This window comes from Mesorhizobium sp. WSM4814, from assembly GCF_055811595.1.
Genome location: NZ_JBVVQT010000011.1, coordinates 1 through 19,527 on the forward strand (window position 1 = coordinate 1; position 19,527 = coordinate 19,527).

Here is a 19,527-nt window from a genome sequence, read left to right on the forward strand (position 1 = left end):
GACTGGAGGATCGGCTTGAGCGCCTTCAAGGCAAAGCGGAGATCGCCCCGGCGCTCGCCATTGGCGGGCCAGGAGCCATCGTTGACCGGCACCAGCATGAGTGTCTTGGCTCCGCAGGCCGCCGCATAATCGGCGAGCTTGCTCGCCTCGGCCTTGCGGGCGGGAGTCCACTCGTTGAAGCGCTGCAAGGCATTGATGGAAATAATCCCAACGCCTGCTTCGGCGGCGGCAGACCGGACGTCCGCCGCCGGCATGCCGCGTGCAATAGCATTGCTGCGCTGTTGGCTGCGGATCTGGACATCGGTCAGGCCCTGGTCACGGGCAAAAGCGAAAAGTGCCCTGACGTCGAATCCGAGCGTCGCCATGTGGTCGAGTGCAAAGCGGGGCGCTGCTTGGCGCATGGCTTGGCTTTCCTTCAATGTTCCGGGAAACTTTTCTTGGACCCTATTGCGACACTTGACTTAAGACAAACGATTAGATCAGATGTTTTTCATCTGAAAAGGAGATGGCTGATGAACAGCGCCGACCTCCGGTTTTTCCAGGCGGTTGTGAGAGCAAACAGCACGGATTGGAGCACAATGGCTGGCCAGGGTGCTCCGCTTGCGCGTGCCATGCGGCCAAACTCATTCGAGGTCAGCACTGCTGCTCTTAAGACCGAGGTTCAACAATCAAATCGAGATCAGTAAGTGTGACTGTCGTCGAAGGTGACCCGCAGCAGCCGAGTGCCCCATCTGTGGGATGCCTCTCGTTTTGACAAAACTTGGACAGTCACACGATCTTCGCATGATGGGTCGGAACAAGAACTGCTCAAAATCGTACGAGGCATTTATCAACCAAAGGCAGCTACGGTTGATTTGTTGATGATTCCTCCACCCAGGCTTCGGCGCATCTGACGCCCCGTGGCGACGCGAAAAACGCTCAGTAGCTGCAGCGCCGGCGGCACGCGCGACCAGATGGCCCTCAAGACTTCTAGACCATGCCGGGTTTTCCGAACGGCGCTCCCGGATACCACGCGCTGTGACCATCGGAAGCCAACCTCGTGGAAAGGTCGGCATGCTGCTGGCTGATATGATGAAAGACGCCGGCGATGGTACGGCGGACGCGGGAGTTGAAGCCCTCTACCGAATTGACGTGGACGGCATCGCGAACATACTCACCACTGGAATGCTTCACGGTCTCCTGCTTGGCAAAGCTCTCACCAATGGCCATGAATGCTTTTCCACTCGTCGCTCATCAAATGAGCTCTCGACTCGATCTGCGCTTCAATGACGCGTCGCTTGCTCGCGCTGAGAGACCGGTCACGACCGCGGCACGCGCGTCACCGGCCGGAGCGCCGGTCGTGACGACGGTTGGTCGCTGCACCATGGCCATAACCGGCGCCTATCGATACTGATGCCGCGCTCGGCCATCATTTCCTTCAAATCGCGAAGGCTCAAGCCGTAGGCCAGATACCAGCGAACGCAAAGCAGAATGACGGACTGGTCGAAATGGCGGCCCTTGAACATCTGAACTCTCCGGCGAAACTACCAGAGGCCGTGCCATGCGCCTGGTTACCGAAGACTTTGCAACACAGCCTCGGCGCACATCTTCTGCTGAAAACCCGCACGCAGACCCTCGATGGCTCCCTGCGGTCGACCTTCCGGCAATGGTATCCCGGCATGGCGAACGACAATCACTAGAACGGCGAAATGGTCCGCGCGGCTTGACCGCCCCACAAATCCTCATGCTCCCCTCGTACGGGCGTGAAGCATCTCGAGCATCGCAGGCCCGGCGCGCTCGACGATGGCGACGCCGGCCAGCAATCCTGCGCGCAGTTACGGGGCAGGATCAGGTTAGCCGCGGAAGGAAGCGGCTTCCATTGCGCATGGGATATGGAAACCAGTCGAGGACATGCTCGCTCGCCTGCGATCATTTCCGCGTGCGACCGGACTTCTTCCCAACTGCCGGTACGAAAGGTAATATCCTGATTGGGTGCTTCTTGAGAGGGTCAAGAGTACGCCGTTGCAGCTCGCGATCATAGCCGCGCCGTCTTCCGCCAGCGAGCGGCCTACGATCAGCTCGAATTTTACTTCCGGTCGTCACGGGGCGGATGTACTCGGGAACCGGGCAGGTTCACGCGGGCAGGCATCCTGCATGAAGGATAACCGACAGGCGAGCGTTACCGCTTTCGCTAGGACGCCGCCAATTCCGGCGGAATTGGCGGCCGAGCGAGCGCCGTTCGACGCGCAGGCTATTCGCCGTTGGACTTTAGGAAGGCGACCGTCGCTAAGATCAGCTTGTCCACGGTCTTGGCACTCTGTTCAACGCCGAAGCCATGATCAACGGGTTCAGCCCACAGTTCTTCCCGACCGTCGTGATAAGCCAGCAACGACTTGGCGAGAACGGGTTGGGGAAAGACGATGCTATCGCGCGTGCCGACCGCGAGGAACAGCGGCCCCTTGTAGCGCGAGATTTCGCCGGCAGGCTGCACCGCGTAGAGGCTCTCGAAGAAGCGGCCTTTCAAGGGAATTTCCTTCCCATCTCCGACGCGCTTGGCCGGATAGACTTTATCGCCCGCTGTCACAGCTTCCGCCATCTGCTTCTCGCCAAATATAGAGATGAACGCTGCCGGAAGATTGATGCCGGGGTTCCAGAGCACGACAGACTTTAAAGGCGTTTTCGTCCGGCCGGCAACTGCTGTCGTGACCGCACCGCCCAGGCTCATTCCCATCAACGAAATACGTTTGCCGTCGATGCTGTCATTCGCCGATAGGAAGTCGAGCGCTGCTTGTGCGTCCGTTATCTCGGTTTCGACGGTCATGTCTTCGAATTTGCCGTCACTCGCGCCGCTGCCGCGAAAATCGATCCGAAGCGAAGCGATGCCATTGTTTGCGAGCACCGGCGCGGCACGCCCAAACAGGCCTTCCTTCACCGCCTCCGCACTCCATTCGTTGCGGCTGCCGGTGAAACCGTGAAGCATCAGGATGACGGGAGGATTCGCGACATCATCCGGCGTGACCATCGTGCCTACGATTGTCTGGCCTTCGACTTGGAACTTAATGATGGCCTCCTTGGCTTGCGCCGAAACTAAAAAAGTTGTCATCAGCATTCCCAGTGACGTTGCAACGGTTCGGTGTAGCTGTTTCATAGCTGCTCTCTCCTTGTTGTTTGAATTTGCGCGGCCGGTCAAAGCTGATGGCGCGGCCGTATCGGGCTGGCATTAGACATTGACGTCTTTCACCGCCGCGATGCCTGATTTCCGCGAAGCTCGCCGGTTATGAATTGAGCTCGACCAAGCCCGAAGGACCAATCCGCGTCACCATTTTCTACGATGCTGACCACACCATCTGCAGGGTCGATCGCACACACATCCAAAAGCCCTGTTGCAACGAAACGATGGAAGGGCTGTTTGTCGTCAGTTGACCGCGCTCGCGAGATCACCTCGATAATGATCAGCCAGGGCGGGGACGCGCTCTCGGCGTCCCAGTGAAGAATCAGATTGCCCTCGCAGGTAGGCCGGTTGGGGCAGCCTCGGGCTCCCCAGCCAGCGCGCAGGGGAACCAGAGAACATTTACGACTGCGCTCATGATCGCGATCGCAATGGGATAGGCCAGGCCCGCATAGATGTTGCCCGTGTAGGCAACCAGCGACAGGTTGATGAGGGGAACAAAGCCGCCAAACACGCCTGTGCCGATGTGATAGGGCAGCGAGAGCGAGGTGTAGCGCAATTTCGCCGGGAAGAGCTCGACGAGGAAAGCTGCCATAGGGCCATAGACCAATCCGACGAAAACGAGTTGGGCGACGATCAGCGCTGTTACCAAAACGAAGTTCTGGGCAGCGACGGCGGCGGCGATGCCCTGATAGATTGGAACATAGAACGCGGCTGCCAGAATGAAACCGGTGACAATCAACTTGCGGCGGCCGATCCGGTCAGACAAGGCGCCGAAGAAAACGATCAGGGGCGTTCCGATCACCAAAGCAGCAGCAAGGCAAATGTTCGCTGTCAGGAAGTCAAGCTTCAGCACGCTTTGCAAGAAATACAGTGCGTAGAATTGGCCTGTATACCAAACGCACCCCAGGCCAGCGGTCGCCCCGAACAGTGCAAAGGCTGCATAACGCACGCCATGACCGGTGGCGAAACTCTCACGGATTGGGCTCTTTGCGGTCTTCCCGCCTTTGCGAAGCTCCTCGAAGACCGGGGATTCGCTCAGCTTGAGGCGCAGATAAAGGGACAGCACGATCAAAACCGATGATAGCAGGAACGGAATTCTCCAACCCCATTGCTTGAAGAGTTCTTCGCCGAGCGACAGCCGGCACGTAAGCACGACGACAATCGCCAGAAAAAAGCCGACGGTTGCCGTTGTCTGGATAAAGCTCGTGAAGAACCCGCGCCGGTTCGCCGGTGCGTGTTCTGCAACGTAAACGGCGGCGCCGCCGTATTCGCCGCCGATCGCCAATCCCTGGATCAGCCGAAGGACCACAAGAGCGATCGGCGCGAAATATCCCGCGGTCTCAAAGGTTGGCAAGACGCCGACGAGCGCGGTCGCAATGCCCATCAGAATGAGCGTCATCAAGAACGTGCTCTTGCGTCCGACGCGGTCGCCGATGCTGCCGAACAGCAGGGCTCCTAATGGGCGCACGAGGAAGCCTGTGGCAAAGGTTGCGACGCTGATCAGAACAGCTGCCGTCGGTTCATTGGCAGGGTAGAAGAGCGTTGAGAAGAAAATCGCCAGACTGCCGTAAAGATAGAAGTCGTACCATTCGATGACAGTGCCGGCGCTTGATGCAAGGACGACGGTCCAGATACCTGGTTTGCGGACGGAGTCGCCCCTTTCCTGTAGCTGTTGCATGCTGCAGTTCCCCTTTTATGTTTTTGAAAGCAGTCGGCCCTCTCTTCAGGGCCGTGGTAAGTCAGCTCGCGATGCGCTGATCGAATGCGTAGACCCCAAGTCTTTCGCCTGCCTCGCGCACCGTTCGGCGAACGATGTCCTTCGCCGACGGCAGATCGTTGATGAGGCCCACCGCCTCACCGACAGTCACGTTGGCCGTGTCATAGTCGCCGGAGGACCATGCCGCCTCGACCTTCGACAATTCTTCGGAATGCAGCGTGCGCAGCTCTTCTTCCCGCCCGTGCCACTTGTCGATGAAGCCGTTTTTGAGCAGTCGGCCGGTATAGCCAGCGGGCCAGGCCTTCTGACGGACGATATCGTAGACGGAAGTCCGGATTGTCTCGTCGCCAGAGGCAGCGACTACCTTGTCCTTGGCTGCCGGATGGATGAGCGACTCTCGCGTAGCCCAGAACCTGGTTCCCATCAGGACCCCGTCTGCTCCGAGCATCAGCGAAGCGGCCAGGCCCCTACCGTCGGCAATGCCGCCTGCCGCCACGACAATGACAGAAGGCGAAATCTTTGCCACCAGATCCACGACTGCGGGAACGAAGGGCATGGTTGACCGCGCGACCAGGCCATGGCCGCCGGCCTCGGTCCCCTGTACAATAAGAACGTCGGCGCCAACGTCGATTGCGCGCCGGGCATGTTCGAGTGTGTGGATCATGCAAATCAGCGGAACATCCGCCTGCCTGACCCGTGCCGCGAGCTTCGCCGGATCCGAAAACGAAAGCATCATCGCGGACGGACGCTCCGCAAGTACGCGGTCAAACAGATCAAGGTCGGCTTCGACTGCCCAGGCGATGAACCCGCAGCCAACGCGTTCATTGGTGATCAGCGACGACTCTGTTTCGTACCATTGACGATCAGCATATCCCCCACCCAACAGGCCCAGACCGCCGGCGTCGGCGACGGCAGACGCAAGCGCGCCACCCGCGGCCGGGGTCATCGGGGCAAGGATGATGGGATGCTCGATTTCGAAAAATTCTGTCAGACGCGTTCGTATCGTCATCTATACTTCTCCCAGCTTGAGGAAGTTCCCGGAAATTTTTCTTTGACGCTATTGCGACACTTGACTTAAGACAAACGATTAGATCAGATGTTTTTCATCTGAAAAGGAGATGGCTGATGAACAGCGCCGACCTCAGGTTTTTCCAGGCGGTTGTGAGAGCAAACAGTATCGGAGGGGCTGCCGGTGTACTCAACACGGTGCAATCCAACGTCACCGCGAGAATAAAATCGCTTGAGGAGGAAATCGGTGCTCCGCTTTTTCATCGCTCCAGGCGAGGGGTTACACTGACAGCCACCGGCATTCAGCTCGTTCCCTATGCCGAGCGCGTCGGAGAGCTTCTGGACGAAGCCAAGCGCGTCGTCACAGACCGCGGTACGCCGTGCGGTTTACTCAGGATCGGCTCGATGGAGACCACTGCAGCGCTTCGCCTTCCGCCGATCCTGATCCGCTATGCTGCAGAATATCCAGAGGTCGACGTACTGGTGGAGGCTGCCCCGACGGAACAGCTCGTCAGCGAGGTCGTCGCACGCAAACTGGATGGCGCGTTCGTCTCCGGCCCCATCGCTCATCCCGAACTGAAAAGCCTATCGATCGTCGAAGAGGAGCTCGTTGTGATCTCATCGCCGCGGTTTCGCGAGCTTTCGGATCTAAAGGCCTTGGCCGCATCACCGGCTCTGAAGGTCCTCGCCTTTCGATCGGGCTGTTCCTACCGCCGGCGCATGGACATGTTCCTGGCGGCGTGTGGGGTAACGCATGTCCGCTGGATGGAACTCGGAACAATGGACGGGATCATCGGCTGCGTCGCCGCCGGGGTAGGGATGGCCATGCTACCTCGGGGGGTCGTTCAGGATGCGGCAGCCGACGGACAGGTCATCATACACCAGCTACCTGACAACCTGCGGTCGGCGCCGACTGTTTTTGTGACGCGGAGCGACGAGTATCTCTCCGCGGCACTTCAGGCTTTTATGACGGTGGCGTCTGAGGCGCATTCACGGCCTCAGCCGGCAAGACCAGAGCCGGTGCGACAACTGCAGCGGGCTTAGGAAAGGTGGAGCAAAAACAAGGGGTCAGTCAGACGGAATCGTCGGCAGCTCGTAGGGTCCGTTTGCCCAGAGATCGCCTACGATGCTGGAAAGGCGCTGCATGCTGCTGCAAAAAGCAAGGAATGAGCACGGATTGGAGCACAATGGCTGGCCAGGGTGCTCCGCTTGCGCGTGCCATGCGGCCAAACTCATTTCGACATCGGTTAAGGAGCTTGAGGTCAGCACTGCTGCTCTTAAGACCGAGGTTCAACAATCAAATCGAGATCAGTAAGTGTGACTGTCGTCGAGGGTGACCCGCGCAGCCGAGTGCCCCATCTTCGGGATGCCTAGCGAGAACCCGAGTGCGATATCGGTCGCCTTGCACTTGATCTCTGTGGATAGCTGTAGCCAAGGCTGACGTATGTGCCGCCCAGTTTGGCATCGTTTCATCGAGTATGGTGATGGAGTCGGGCGATGCGCAGACGGAAGCTTCTCAAAGCTCAGGATCGGCATAGACTTTTCCGTGTGCCGACCGATAAGGACAGCTCATCCGACACTGTTCGCTGTCGTCGGCTGACAGGCCTGAGAACGTGCCCGCCCCAAGCCAGGTAATCGGAAACCCGGTAGCCGGCGACTTTATCATCGATGACGATTTCGTCGGCCTCGGCCACACTGAATTGGTCCACGGCGCGATCGGCTGCGTCGGCAAGTCGGTAATAGCCGGGGTGGGCGGCTATGAACTCGTCAGAAGTGTGGGCTACCCCTTCAATCATGGCCCCTGGCGCGCCCCTGGCGGCATGGACCATCTCCGACACGCCGGCGAATGCTTAGTTTACCTCGAACGTATGTAATACGCTCAATGGCATAGATGCGCCCCATGGGAAGGGGATAGGAACGGTGCCCAGAGGTGCCCGACCCGGTCGGTGGTTATTTCGGAGCCTCAGTAAATTCCCGCGTATACACAAGCCCTAGGCCGATACCTGTTGTCGCCGATGGCGCAATGGCGGGATACTTACAAAAAAGGACATATCAAGATCCAATAGCCGAGCGGCCGTTCTGGGAATCTTAAAAATACAGCAAAATCAAATCGTTACACCTTGGCATGTTCCTTGCGTGGTTCATGTAGATCTTAGCAGTGTGAGCGTCCGGGATCCGGAATGCAGCACTCAGCCGGGGAGTAAAAGCCTTGAAGTTCAAAGATGTGCGTGCGCAAGCCTATTCTATGCCGCTGACGAGCCCCGCCTACCCGACGGGGCCATATCGCTTCGTGGACCGCGAGTACCTTATCATCACCTACCGGACGGACCCCGACCTGCTACGTGCGGTAGTCCCTCAGCCGCTCGAATTCGATGATCCCTTGGTAAAGTTTGAGTTCATTCGCATGCCCGACTCTGCGGGCTTCGGAAGCTATATTGAGTCCGGCCAGGTCATTCCCGTTAGGTTTAACGACGTGATCGGCGGCTATTCGCATGCCATGTATTTGGACGACGGACCGCCCATTTTGGGTGGCCGTGAGTTGTGGGGATTCCCCAAGAAATATGCGCATCCTGCGTTAGAGATTTATGGGGACACACTGGTCGGCACCCTCGACTACGGCCCGGTCCGGATCGCAACAGGCACCATGGGCTTTAAACATTGGGCGCTCGACCACAGCGAGGTGCTGGCCTCGCTGTGTCAGCCGACATTCCTCCTGAAGATTATCCCGCATGTCGATGGCAGCCTGCGCGTCTGCGAGCTGGTACGCCTTAAGATGGAGGACGTGACGTTGAAGGGCGCATGGGGTGCTCCCGCAGGCTTGGACTTACGGCCGCATGCACTCGCGCCCGTTGCCGAACTGCCGGTTCTGGAGGTCGTTTCAGCCGCCCATTTCATCGCGGATCTGACACTCGGCCTCGGCACGGTTGTTCACGACTATCTGGCGGAACCGCAGACGGCGTGAACCCAAGCCAAGGTGATCAGAGAACGAGCAGCAAAATAAGTAGGGCAACAAAGCAAGTTGGCTCGGACGAAGCAGTATCAAGCCGTTGCGGAAAGTTTTCCGTGTGCCGTTCGCCGAGGCGTGGCCGTGCGATGGCTGTTGCGACGACCATGAGTCCGCCTCGTAAGCTAGATCGGAGTGATGACGTGCAAAAAGTATTTGGCAGCCCTGCTTCGGCACTTGAAGGGCTTTTGTTCGATGGAATGTGCATAGCGGCTGGCGGCTTTGGCCTCTGTGGTATTCCTGAGCTTTTGATCAGCGCTGTTCTGGAAGCTGGTACCAAGGACCTCACGATAGCCTCGAACAACTGCGGCGTCGACGACTTCGGGCTTGGTGTCCTGTTGAAGACGAGGCAAATAAAGAAGATGATCTCGTCTTATGTCGGCGAGAACGCCGAGCTCATGCGCCAGTATCTGAGCGGCGAACTGGAGCTGGAGTTTAACCCGCAGGGAACGCTCGCCGAACGAATGCGTGCCGGTGGTGCCGGTATCGCAGGGTTCTACACGAAGACAGGCGTCGGCACGGTTGTAGCCGAGGGCAAGGAGCATAAAACCTTCAACGGCGAAACATATGTGCTCGAGACCGGCATCGTCGCGGATCTCTCGATAGTCAAGGCCTGGAAGGCAGACACGTCCGGCAATCTCGTATTCCGCAAGACAACTCGCAACTTCAATCCGCCGGCGGCGACCTGCGGCAACATCTGCGTCGCGGAGGTCGAGGAGATCGTTCCTGTTGGCGGCCTCGATCCCGATCAGATCCACCTGCCGGGGATCTACGTGCATCGCCTGGTCCAGGGCGAGCATGAGAAACGGATCGAACAACGCACGACGCGTGCGGCGGCTTGAGGGAAGGGGAGAGAAATGGCCTGGGACAGAAACCAAATGGCGGCGCGGGCTGCACGAGAACTTGAAGACGGCACTTACGTCAATCTCGGCATCGGAATTCCCACGTTGGTCGCCAATTACATTCCGGACGGCGTCCATGTAACGCTGCAGTCGGAGAACGGCCTCCTCGGTATTGGTCCATTCCCGACCGAGGAGGAGATCGACGCCGATCTTATCAATGCCGGCAAGCAAACGGTGACCGCACTGCCAGATTCCGCCTTCTTCGACTCGGCGCAGAGCTTTGCAATGATCCGCGGCGGCAAGATCGCCATGGCGGTCCTCGGCGCCATGGAAGTAGCCGAGAACGGGGACCTCGCGAATTGGATGATCCCCGGAAAGCTCGTGAAGGGCATGGGTGGAGCAATGGATCTGGTCGCCGGCGTCAAGCGCGTCGTCGTGGTGATGGACCACACAAATAAGGCGGGGGTGTCCAAAGTGATGAAGGCGTGCACTCTGCCGCTAACCGGCAAATCGGTTGTCGACAGAATCATCACGAACCTTGGCGTTTTAGATGTCGTTGAAGGAGGCCTGAGGCTTGTGGAGGTCGCCAATGGCGTAACCGAAAGCGAACTGCGCAATGCAACGGAGGCGACAATCGTCAACTGATCGGCGGCCCCAGAACGCGCGTTCAAAGCCCGCAAAAATGGCGCGACGACGGCCTCGATATTCCCGGTCATCCTCTCCAGCCGCACCGATGAGGCCGGCATCTTCTCGGCTTTTTTCTTCTTCCCGCGCGATCAATTCGCTGAGAACGGTCGCTGTCGCGAACGGATCGCTTGCTGGCGCAAACACTCTCTCAGCTAGGTCCCCCAAGGGTGCCTGGGGAGATGGTAGAGCGTTGAATCGAACTTTGCATCCGTATTCACATCGGCGATGTTGTCGAAGAAGCCGATAGCGACTTGATGGGCGATGGCGTCAATACCGCCGCTCGTTGGAGGGCATACCGAAACCAGGAACTACTTGCCTGTCGGAAGATGCCTACCGTCAGGTGCGGAGCCGGCTCGACCCCCTAAGAACATTGCTGAGCCGATCCGCGTCTATACGCTGGAGCTCGGTGTGCCTGCCCGTCGTGAGCCATTTGTGCTAACCGGAGGCACTGCAGGCGTACATGCCGGAAAACAACACGTCTAGCCGCACCACCGCTTCATTGTCTATCGTTAGAGCGCTTCGCCTTTTGACCGAATCTGGATTCCCAAGTTGGAGCAAATCAGATTCGATGTCCTGACCGTGTGGAGGTCGGGAGATGACGAAACCTTATTCCATGGATCTGCGAGAGCGGGCGATGGCCCGGCTTGAGGCGGGCGAGACGAGCTACCAGGTGGCTGCGGCGCTCAAGGTGGCGGTTTCGAGTGTGATCAAGTGGGCGGCCGCGCAAGCGCCGCCTGGGCAGCGCGGCGCCCGGCAAGATGGGCGGCCACAGGCCGTATCTGATCGGCGGCGCGCATCGGCTGTTCGTGCTGGGCGAAGTCGAGCGCGATCCGAACGTGACGCTTCATCAACTGACGGCAGCACTGGCCGAGCGCGGCCTCAATGTCCATCCTGCGAGCGTCGGCCGCTTCCTGCATCGCGAGGGCAGGAGCTTCAAAAAAAACCGTTCTGCCGGCCAGCAGCTCAGGCCGAAGCTGGCGCGCCGGCGCGCGCAATGGACCCGCTATCAGACCCGCATTGATCCAACACGCCTGGTCTTCATCGACGAGACCTGGGTCAAGACCAACATGGCGCCGCTACGTGGCTGGGGCGCGCGCGGCAAGCGGCTTGTCGCCCACGCGCCATATGGCCATTGGAAGACGATGACCTTCATCGCCGCGCTGCGACATGATCGCGTTGATGCACCCTGGGTGCTCAATGGGCCCATCAACGGCGAGGCCTTCCGCCTCTATGTCGAAACGCAACTCATCAAAACCTTGAAGCCGGGCGACATCGTCGTGCTCGACAATCTCGGCTCCCACAAGAGCGCTGCCGTACGCGGCATCGTCAGGGCCGCCGGCGCGCGGCTGTTCTTCCTGCCGCCCTACAGCCCCGATCTCAATCCGATCGAGCAGCTGTTCGCCAAGCTCAAGCACTTCATGCGTCGCGCCGCCAGGCGAAGCGTCGAGGCCGTTCACAACGCCATCGCCGCAACCCTGGATGCCGTCACCCCACTGGAATGCCGAAACTACATCGAAAACGCAGGCTACAAGTCAACCTAAATGCGAAAGGCTCTAGCGTAGGTATTTCAGCAGCCTAGGCGCCCGCCGCCACGCGCCGGCGAATGCCGGCATCAACCGCAGGGCAGATGCGACGCCGAGGGCAACAAACGCGCCTGACGCAACGCCGCCAGATCACCCGAGCCGGTGCAGAAGCAGGCGACGGCCAACTGGCGGATGACGATCTCGAAATGCGCGACAACCGCCTCGGTGGACACCGTCGCCGCGCGCAGCACGCCGGCCGCCTGCCCGGCGATGTCCGCGCCCAGGTGGATGGCCTTGGCCACGTCGACGCCGTCGCGGATCCCGCCCGACGCGATCAGCTTCACCGTTGGCAGCGCCCGACGGACCGCCTGCACGCTGGCCGGGGTCGGAATCCCCCAATCGGCGAACGCCATCGCCACTGCACGGTCGGCGGCATCGCGGGCGCGCTCGCCCTCCACCGCGGCCCAACTGGTGCCGCCGGCGCCGGCGACATCGATCACCGCCACGCCCGCCTCGACGAGCGCACAGGCCACCGAGGCGGACAGGCCCGACCCCACTTCCTTGGCCACGATCGGCACGCCCACGCTGCGCGCGGCGCGAGCGACCTGCGCCAGGACGCCGCGCCAGTCGCGGTCGCCCTCCGGCTGTACCGCTTCCTGCAGCGGATTGAGATGGACGATGAGTCCATCGGCCTCCAGCGCATCCACCGCCCGGCGCGCCAGGTCCAGGCCGTCGGCCTCGCGCAGTTGCGCGGCACCGATATTGGCCAGCAAGGGAATGTCTGGGGCCAGGCGGCGCAGCACGCGCGTCAGCCCTTGGGAGTTGCGGGATTGCAGGCTCACGCGCTGCGAACCGACGCACATGCCGATCCCCAAGGCTTGCGCTGCCTCGCTCAGATGCCGGTTGACGGCTTCGGCGCGTGGCATGCCGCCGGTCATGGAGCTGATCAGCAGCGGCGCGCGCATGGTCTTGCCCAGCAGCGAGGCGCGCAGGTCGATCTGCGTCAGGTCCAACTCGGGCAATGCGCAGTGTTCGAAACGGATGTACTCCCAGCCGGCGGCGACCATGGCCGGCGCCGTTCGCCGATCCAGCACGATGTCCAGATGGTCGTCCTTGCGCCGGCTCACGGCGGTGTCGCTCATGCTCGCTCCATCCGTGGCATCGGGCGACGGCGTTGCGTCGGATCGGACCGACGGCAGCGCGCGCACGCCGCCGTCTCCCGCGCGTTCAGGCCGGCGCACGCTGGCCTCCCCCCGCAGCGTCGCTGCGGTAGCGGCTGGTCGAGGTCTGGTAGTACTGCGCGCGGATGGCCGCCATGGCCTCAATCAACCGTCCCCACGGCGCGGGAAGGCGTTCTTGCGCCATCACCCGGTGCAGCATGCGCGTATGGCCGGCCAGCTCGTCGTTGAGGAACTCCACCACAGGCATAGCCGGATAGCGCTGCAGCAGCAGGATCGCCGCGTTGTCGGCCTCGCCGGCCGACCTGTCCTTGTCGCGTCCATGCAGATCGTTCTGCAGGCGCCCTATCGCGGAGACGAGCCGTAGGACCTGGCGAAACGCCGGACGCGCGCGCAAGGCCGCCATGTCCAGCCCCCACAGCAACGACAGGCAACAGAACACGTTCGCGTAGGCGATCGAATCGATGCCGTTGTGCAGGTACTCGGCGTAGGACCAGCGTTCCGCCCCTGCCGCCTGCGCGTGTCCGGCGTGGAGCGCCGCGCAGTAGCACCGGGTATCGTCGAGAAGCTGAGCATAGTCGCGACGATCGTAGGCGAGCGCAGCCAGCGAAGCGCGCAGCACAGCGCAGCCCTCGAATCCGGGGAGCGCGCACGGTACGCCCTGCCCCAGCGCCTGCTGCACCGCGGCGAGCTGCTCCGGCGCGATCAGGCCAAGGTCGTTGCAATCGTCGAGCCAGAACAGCAGCGCCAGTTCGCGATAGAACGCCACGATCAGCGTTTCGTCCTGCGGATCGCGGCCGGTGCGGGCGCTGGTGTCGCGCAGGCTCGGTTGGATACGCTGCAGGATGTACTGGCCGCCCCTGACCGCTTCCACGGCATGCTCGTCGGCGAACCCGGTCAGGGAATGCCCCCACTCCAGCACCTGCTGCAGCGCGCGTTCGGTCTGGATCATGGCGCCGCTCCTGGTCCCTCGGCCAGGACGCGCCGCCCCCAACGAAGCGCCAGCAACAACCCGGCAAGTTCGGCCACGCGCACGACCCGGGTGGGGCAATACAGTTCCTTGCCGATCCACAGCGGCGTCTGCGGCAATGCATGCGCCGCATGGCGGGCGAGCATCCACTCCAGGGCACGCGCCACCGCCTGCGCGATGCGCTGGCGCCCTGTCGGCTCTTCGCTCCGGTCCATCACGTGCAACGCGAACAGCGCATAGGCGGTTTCCTCGAATGTGGACTCGCGACCGGCGCCCCAGCCGCCGCCGTCGCGCTGCGCCTGCAGCAGCGCCCCCAGCGCGCGCTCGTCGCGCCACTGGGAGTTGCCTTGCGCCAGCGCAGCGACCGCATGCGCGGTGGGATACAGCCACGAAACGTGCCATTTTTCGTTGTCCCATAGACCGTGCGGGTTGCGATTGGCCTCGACGTAGGCGCTGGTGCCGGCGGCGGGCTTTCCCAACAGTCGCAACGCATGCAAGGCATGGATGTTGGTCGACACCGAGGCATTACGCTCGCCGGGGAAGGTGACGAAGAGCTCGCCGATTTCGAAATGGCGCAACGCATCGACCGCCGGGTCGCGGCCTGCAAGGCGCAGGACGCACAACGCAACGGCGGTGTCGTCCGCATCGGCCGCGAAGTCCAAGGCCGGGCCCAGGCCGCGCACGCCCAGGCGGGCGTCGAGCTGCGCGACGATCACGCGCACCGCCTCGGCGAGCGCGGGATGCGCGAACAGCCCGGCCAGATGCAGGGTGTACAGCGACCAGCATGGCTCGAACACATTGATCGGCCAGACGTTGGGAACGACACCTTCGATGCCGCTGCGCGTCGCCCGCGATGCCGCCTGCAGATACGTGTCGGCGCGCCCGACCTGCGGCGTGCTCCCCTGTGTCATGGCGTGCGCACGCCACGCGGCGGTGGCCGCCGGACTGATGCCGATGCTGCCGTCGTCATCCGGGCATGCGGTGGTCGACGACGTCCCCCAGGCTTCCCAGGAGTGCAGCAACGGATGGCCGCTCGGCAACGTCGGCACCGCCCCCAGCTTGACCAGGCACGCTTGCCGCAATGGCAACAGCGCCGGGTGGCGCGGGAACGCCACGCCGCCCAGCAGGGATGAAGCCTCGCCGCACAACTGCGGCAGGATCAGCTCCGCGCCGATCGGCGCGACTTCCGGCACCGCATACTGGTAGGGATCGGGCTGGCGCTCGAGGAACCGGGTTGCAGCCTGGACTGCGTCGGCAGCGCCGGGAAGAGGATCGGCATGCTGCAATGCCAGCAAAGCCGCCCACGTGGGCGCATGCCGGAACAGCGGGAAGTCCGCGCTTCCCCATCCGCCATCGGCCTGTTGCTGCGCGATGAGCCACGCGTATGCGTCCTGCCGACCGGTGACGTTGCCGCGGAACTGCAGAGCTCGCGCCGTGTCGTAGACGGACGGACCGACGCTGCCGCCGTCACTCATCTCGCTCAGCAGGTGGCGCAATTCGGAAAGGATCTGTTCGGACAGCTCATCCACGCGGGATGTTCCTTCTGCAGAGGATTGACGAGAACCAGGATCGGGCAGACGCCGCACGTCGCCGCGGGCCCGTCGCGGCCCGGCGCATGGGCAGCGCCGGACGGCCTCGCGCGGCGACGCGCCCCGATGCTGGCGCCGGTCCGCCGCATAGGCTCGCGCGCAGCGCGCCGCATGCGCCGCGGTCGTGCTGGACAACCGCTGCGATCGGCGCCGCGGACTCGGACACTGTGCAGCATGCACCGCTGCCGCCGGCGATCGCAGCGGCACAGGGGCGACTCCAGGCGGACAGGCGCGCTCATGCGCATGGCGCGTGCTTGAGCAGATACGCGTTGGCCCGCTGCAGCATCTGCGCCAACCGTTCCGCACGCGGCCCCAGCGGGGCGATGGCCTCCCCGGCGTCGCGCAACAGATCCAGCGCGAACTGGCGCGCTGCCCGCAGCCCCATGATCGACGCGCAGGTCGGCTTCTGCGCCGCCGCGTCCTTGCCGGCGGTCTTGCCCAGCGTCGCGGTATCCGCTGTCGCGTCGAGAATGTCGTCGACCACCTGCAGCGCCAGGCCGAAACAGGCGCTGTAGCGATCGAGCGCACGGTACAGCGCAGCATGCGCGGTATCCTCCGCGATGGCGCATAGCGCGCCCATGCGAACGGACGCGCGCACTAGCGCTCCGCTCTTCATCCGGTGCATCGCTATGATCCTGTCCAGCTCAACGTGCTTTCCGACCAGCGACAGATCCATGGCCTGCCCGCCTGCGGCACCCTCGGCGGACACCGCCTGCGCCAGTTCGCGCACGAGCGCGATACGGTTGTCGCCCGGCGGATCCAGGCTCGCCAGGGTCAGGAAGGCGTGCGCTTGCAGCGCATCGCCGACCAGGATCGCAGTGGCTTCGCCGAACTTGACGTGCACGGTCGGAATGCCGCGGCGAAGCACGTCGTCGTCCATCGCGGGCAGGTCGTCGTGGACCAGGGTACAGGCATGCATCATCTCGATGGCGGCGCCGATGTCGTCGAGCATGTGCGCCGGCGTGTCGGCCAGTGCGCCGGCAGCCAGACAGAGCAAGGCGCGGGTGCGCTTCCCGCCATGCAAGGTGGCGTAGCGCATCGCCGCCATCAGCTCACCGTTGCCTTCGGCGCAGAGAAGACGCGCCAGCGCCTGTTCGACCCGCTTTGCGCCGTCCTGCATCCAGATCTCCGGCAGCAGCCTGCCGGATGCGCCGCGCGCCTGCGCGCCCAATCCGCCGAGCGCGGAAACGCCAGTTCGGTCGTCGTGTAGCGTGGAACCGGTCTGCATGTTGTTCATGTCCTTGTACCTGACAGGAGACGACCACGGCGAGCAGCGAGCCGCCGCGGTGCTGCCGGCGTCGCACCGAGCGCGCGCACCGAGTGCAGCAATGCCGCGCGTCGCCGGCGCCGTTGCGGGGGCATGCGATGCCGGCTCATGAGAATCCGATGCGGATTGTCATGGACGGATGTGCGGTAGGGTAATAGCGCCGGCCTTTTTCGACGCCGCTCAGCAACCGCGGCCGCACCCCGGCCTTGTGCATGGTCAGCGCTAAGGCGATGCAGAATTGCACCATTTCCAGCCATACCAGGTGGTAGCCGATGCAGACGTGTGGGCCGGTACCGAACTGCAGCATGTCCACCGGCCGGATTGGCTCCGTGCGTTGCAGCCACCTCGTCAGACGGAACTGATCAGGCGCCTCGTGTAGCTGCGCCGAGGTCGAGAAATGCAGCAGTGGGATGCACAGATGGGTGCCCGCGGGAATGCGCCGTTGTCCGAGTTGCAATTCCTGCAGCGCGCGACGCGGCAGGAGCGTAGTCGCCGGATGCACGCGCAGCGTCTCGCGGAACAGCGCCTCGGCGACCGGACACTGCGCCAGGTCCGCGTGTCGGGTCGGCACCGCGCCCACGCGTTGCGCCTCCTCGACCAGGGCGTCCCACAGCACAGGCTGCCGCGCCAGCTCGATCACCATCCAGGCCATCGTCGAGGCGGTGGTATCGTGACCCCCAAGCAGCAGCAAGCGGATATTGGCGACCAGGACGTCATCGGAGAGCGCATCGTCGCTGCGATCGAAGGCGCTCACCATGTCGTTGATCAACCCGGTGCGCGCGGCATGCGCGCGCGCGTCGCGGATGAACTGGCGCAACTGCGCGTCGATCCAGTCGCGGGCGGCGCGGCCGCGCCGTAAAGGCAGTCCGGGCAGGTCGATCGGGGGCGCGACGATCAACTGCAGCAGTTGCCGGTACTTGCGACGCCATCCCGGCAGGTCCTGCGCGGGGATCCCCATGAGGCTGAAGATGAGCTTGAGCATCAGGTCGCCGGTTTCGCGCAGGACGGTTACGACGCCGCGGTCGCGCCACGCCTGCACCCGCTCTAGGATGACGGGCGCGAACAGCTCGCCGATGCCGGCCTGGGTCAGCCCCTTGGGCAGGAACGCCGCCTTGATCGCACCGCGCGCCTGCCGGTGCGCGCCGCCGTCCTGGGCGACCAACGTTCCGGCAAGCAATTCGGGCGCGATCTCTTCGATCAGCGCCGAGGACACGTCCTTGTGCCGGAGCAGTGCGAACGCATCCGGATCCACGCAGGTCATCATGTGTCCGGCAGGGCCGAAATCCAGCCAGAAGTGGCTGCCCAGCGTCCGTTCCGCGCGCCGCAGCAGGCGCGGCAGGTCGCAGACAATGGCGGGAAGATGCCCGACCAGGGGGAAAGCGCCGGGCACGACCGGGATGTCGTCCCGCAGCCGGTGCCGACGGTTCAGCGGGTTGAGCAGCATGTCCATCAGCAGCCCGGCGCCGCGGCCGCTTCGGCGGTGTCGCCGGCAGGCCGCGCGGCGCGGCTGTTGCCACCGTCGGCGTACGTCGGCACATGCGCCAGCATGCCGCCGTCGATGCACACGACCTGGCCGGTGATGAACGCAGCATCGTCGGAGAGCAGGAACGCCACCAGCCCGGCCACGTCCTCGGGGCGCCCGACGCGCGGCAGGAGCTGGTGCCGGCGCAGATGCCGTTGCATGCACTCGTCCAGCTTGGCGAGGAGACGCCCGGTCATGATTAGACCCGGCGCAACCGCGTTGCAGCGGATCTGCGCATGACCGTACTGGGTGGCGAGCGAGGCCGACAGCATGTTCATCGCCGCCTTCGACGCGGCGTAGGACGTCTGCGCGGTGTCACCGCTGAGCCCCTGGCACGACGACATGTTGACGATCGCGCCACCGCCGCGAGCGATCATCCGTGGGATGGCCTGCCGGCAGCAGAGCAGCGTGCCGCGCAGATTGGTCGCCATGGTCTGATCCCATACCGCCAGGTCCAGGTCGAGGATCGCGCGGTCGCGCGGGGTCAGATGCATGGCGCTCGCGTTGTTCACCAGCATGTCGACCCCACCGAAGTGCCGCTCCGCCGTCTCGAACAGCGCTGCCACCGCCTGCGCATCGGCGATGTCCATGGCCAGGGCCAGCGCGTGGCCCGCTTCGGCCGCGATCTGCGCGGTGCAGGCGATGGCCGCCGAGCCATCAATGTCGGCCACCACCACTCTGCCGCCCTCGCGCGCGATGGCGAGGGCGCATGCCTTGCCAATGCCGGCGCCGGCGCCGGTCACCACGGCCACCTTGCTTTCAAACCGTCCCATCGTGTCCTTCAGGATTGCGTTGGTCTTTCGCGGCATGCCGCTCGGCCTCCGCCGGAGAAGGCGCAGGGTCGGCGCTGGCGCACTCGTCATCGCCAGCGTCGGTTTCGATGACCCGAATGGCGGCGACCGGGCACTGGCTGGCCGCGAGCCGCGCGGCGGCGTGAAGCGACGGCGGGACCGTCGCCATGCACACTTCGGCCACGCCGTCCGGTTCGCGCTGGCGAAAGGTGCCCGGCAGCGTCAGCACGCACTGCCCGGTGGTTCCGCACAGATCCTGGTCGACCACGACGCGCATC

General features: G+C 63.1%; 17 protein-coding genes and 3 pseudogenes. 6 read left to right on the forward strand and 14 right to left on the reverse strand.

What is annotated here, in order from left to right:
• The 7 genes and pseudogenes from AC0L2V_RS17780 to AC0L2V_RS17810 form a co-directional block, all read right to left on the reverse strand.
• A partial coding sequence (locus tag AC0L2V_RS17780; RefSeq protein ID WP_473520733.1) for an apurinic/apyrimidinic endonuclease family protein occupies positions 1 to 401 on the reverse strand: 401 nt, incomplete at its 3' end.
• Between the two features lie 428 nt (positions 402 to 829).
• Positions 830 to 1,377 (reverse strand): annotated as a pseudogene (locus AC0L2V_RS17785) (transposase); the annotation flags it as partial.
• Positions 1,362 to 1,505 (reverse strand): annotated as a pseudogene (locus AC0L2V_RS17790) (IS6 family transposase); the annotation flags it as partial. The pseudogenes AC0L2V_RS17785 and AC0L2V_RS17790, both read right to left, overlap by 16 nt.
• 725 nt (positions 1,506 to 2,230) lie before the next feature.
• On the reverse strand, positions 2,231 to 3,127 hold the full coding sequence (locus AC0L2V_RS17795) for an alpha/beta hydrolase family protein (RefSeq protein WP_473520734.1): 897 nt from the start codon (positions 3,125 to 3,127) through the stop codon (positions 2,231 to 2,233).
• 89 nt (positions 3,128 to 3,216) lie between these two features.
• Entirely contained in the window at positions 3,217 to 3,543 is a 327-nt protein-coding gene (locus tag AC0L2V_RS17800; RefSeq protein ID WP_473520848.1) for a tautomerase family protein, read from the reverse strand.
• Entirely contained in the window at positions 3,474 to 4,829 is a 1,356-nt protein-coding gene (locus AC0L2V_RS17805; RefSeq protein ID WP_065011452.1) for an MFS transporter, read from the reverse strand. Before AC0L2V_RS17805 ends, AC0L2V_RS17800 begins: the two co-directional genes overlap by 70 nt.
• A gap of 61 nt (positions 4,830 to 4,890) precedes the next feature.
• Positions 4,891 to 5,877 carry an NAD(P)H-dependent flavin oxidoreductase gene (locus AC0L2V_RS17810; RefSeq protein WP_473520735.1) on the reverse strand — a complete coding sequence of 329 codons (987 nt, stop codon included), beginning with the start codon at positions 5,875 to 5,877 and terminating at the stop codon, positions 4,891 to 4,893.
• A gap of 116 nt (positions 5,878 to 5,993) precedes the next feature.
• Between AC0L2V_RS17810 and AC0L2V_RS17815 the strand changes: the two genes are divergently transcribed.
• From AC0L2V_RS17815 to AC0L2V_RS17840, 6 genes and pseudogenes are all read left to right on the forward strand, one after another.
• Positions 5,994 to 6,920 carry a LysR family transcriptional regulator gene (locus AC0L2V_RS17815; RefSeq protein WP_473520736.1) on the forward strand — a complete coding sequence of 309 codons (927 nt, stop codon included), beginning with the start codon at positions 5,994 to 5,996 and terminating at the stop codon, positions 6,918 to 6,920.
• Positions 6,921 to 8,085: 1,165 nt separating this feature from the next.
• On the forward strand, positions 8,086 to 8,838 hold the full coding sequence (locus tag AC0L2V_RS17820; RefSeq protein WP_473520737.1) for an acetoacetate decarboxylase: 753 nt from the start codon (positions 8,086 to 8,088) through the stop codon (positions 8,836 to 8,838).
• A gap of 149 nt (positions 8,839 to 8,987) precedes the next feature.
• Entirely contained in the window at positions 8,988 to 9,722 is a 735-nt protein-coding gene (locus AC0L2V_RS17825) for a CoA transferase subunit A (RefSeq protein ID WP_473520849.1), read from the forward strand.
• Positions 9,723 to 9,737: 15 nt separating this feature from the next.
• A complete protein-coding gene (locus AC0L2V_RS17830) occupies positions 9,738 to 10,367 on the forward strand; it encodes a 3-oxoacid CoA-transferase subunit B (protein WP_473520738.1) in 630 nt (209 codons plus the stop codon).
• 236 nt (positions 10,368 to 10,603) lie between these two features.
• Positions 10,604 to 10,832, forward strand: a pseudogene (locus AC0L2V_RS17835) (nucleotidyl cyclase domain-containing protein); the annotation flags it as partial.
• A gap of 172 nt (positions 10,833 to 11,004) precedes the next feature.
• Positions 11,005 to 11,950, forward strand: a protein-coding gene (locus AC0L2V_RS17840) for an IS630 family transposase (RefSeq protein WP_473520739.1) whose coding sequence is annotated in 2 segments (ribosomal slippage) — positions 11,005 to 11,133 and positions 11,135 to 11,950 — 945 coding nt in all. Because the reading frame shifts where the segments join, the coding sequence is not laid out codon by codon here.
• Between the two features lie 71 nt (positions 11,951 to 12,021).
• Here AC0L2V_RS17840 and fni read toward each other — a convergent pair.
• From fni to AC0L2V_RS17875, 7 genes are all read right to left on the reverse strand, one after another.
• On the reverse strand, positions 12,022 to 13,074 hold the full coding sequence (gene fni, locus AC0L2V_RS17845) for a type 2 isopentenyl-diphosphate Delta-isomerase (RefSeq protein ID WP_473520740.1): 1,053 nt from the start codon (positions 13,072 to 13,074) through the stop codon (positions 12,022 to 12,024).
• An 85-nt stretch (positions 13,075 to 13,159) separates the two neighbouring features.
• Entirely contained in the window at positions 13,160 to 14,062 is a 903-nt protein-coding gene (locus AC0L2V_RS17850) for a terpene synthase family protein (protein ID WP_473520741.1), read from the reverse strand.
• Complete coding sequence (locus AC0L2V_RS17855) at positions 14,059 to 15,609, reverse strand: hypothetical protein (protein ID WP_473520742.1); 1,551 nt, start codon at positions 15,607 to 15,609, stop codon at positions 14,059 to 14,061. Before AC0L2V_RS17855 ends, AC0L2V_RS17850 begins: the two co-directional genes overlap by 4 nt.
• Before the next feature lie 295 nt (positions 15,610 to 15,904).
• Positions 15,905 to 16,906: a polyprenyl synthetase family protein gene (locus AC0L2V_RS17860; RefSeq protein WP_473520743.1), complete on the reverse strand. Its 1,002-nt coding sequence runs from the start codon at positions 16,904 to 16,906 to the stop codon at positions 15,905 to 15,907.
• A gap of 136 nt (positions 16,907 to 17,042) precedes the next feature.
• A complete protein-coding gene (locus AC0L2V_RS17865; RefSeq protein WP_473520744.1) occupies positions 17,043 to 18,386 on the reverse strand; it encodes a cytochrome P450 in 1,344 nt (447 codons plus the stop codon).
• On the reverse strand, positions 18,386 to 19,231 hold the full coding sequence (locus AC0L2V_RS17870; protein WP_473520850.1) for an SDR family oxidoreductase: 846 nt from the start codon (positions 19,229 to 19,231) through the stop codon (positions 18,386 to 18,388). Before AC0L2V_RS17870 ends, AC0L2V_RS17865 begins: the two co-directional genes overlap by 1 nt.
• Positions 19,218 to 19,526 carry a ferredoxin gene (locus tag AC0L2V_RS17875; RefSeq protein WP_473520745.1) on the reverse strand — a complete coding sequence of 103 codons (309 nt, stop codon included), beginning with the start codon at positions 19,524 to 19,526 and terminating at the stop codon, positions 19,218 to 19,220. The genes AC0L2V_RS17870 and AC0L2V_RS17875 overlap by 14 nt, the downstream gene beginning before the upstream one ends.
• Between the last annotated feature and the right edge of the window lies 1 nt (position 19,527).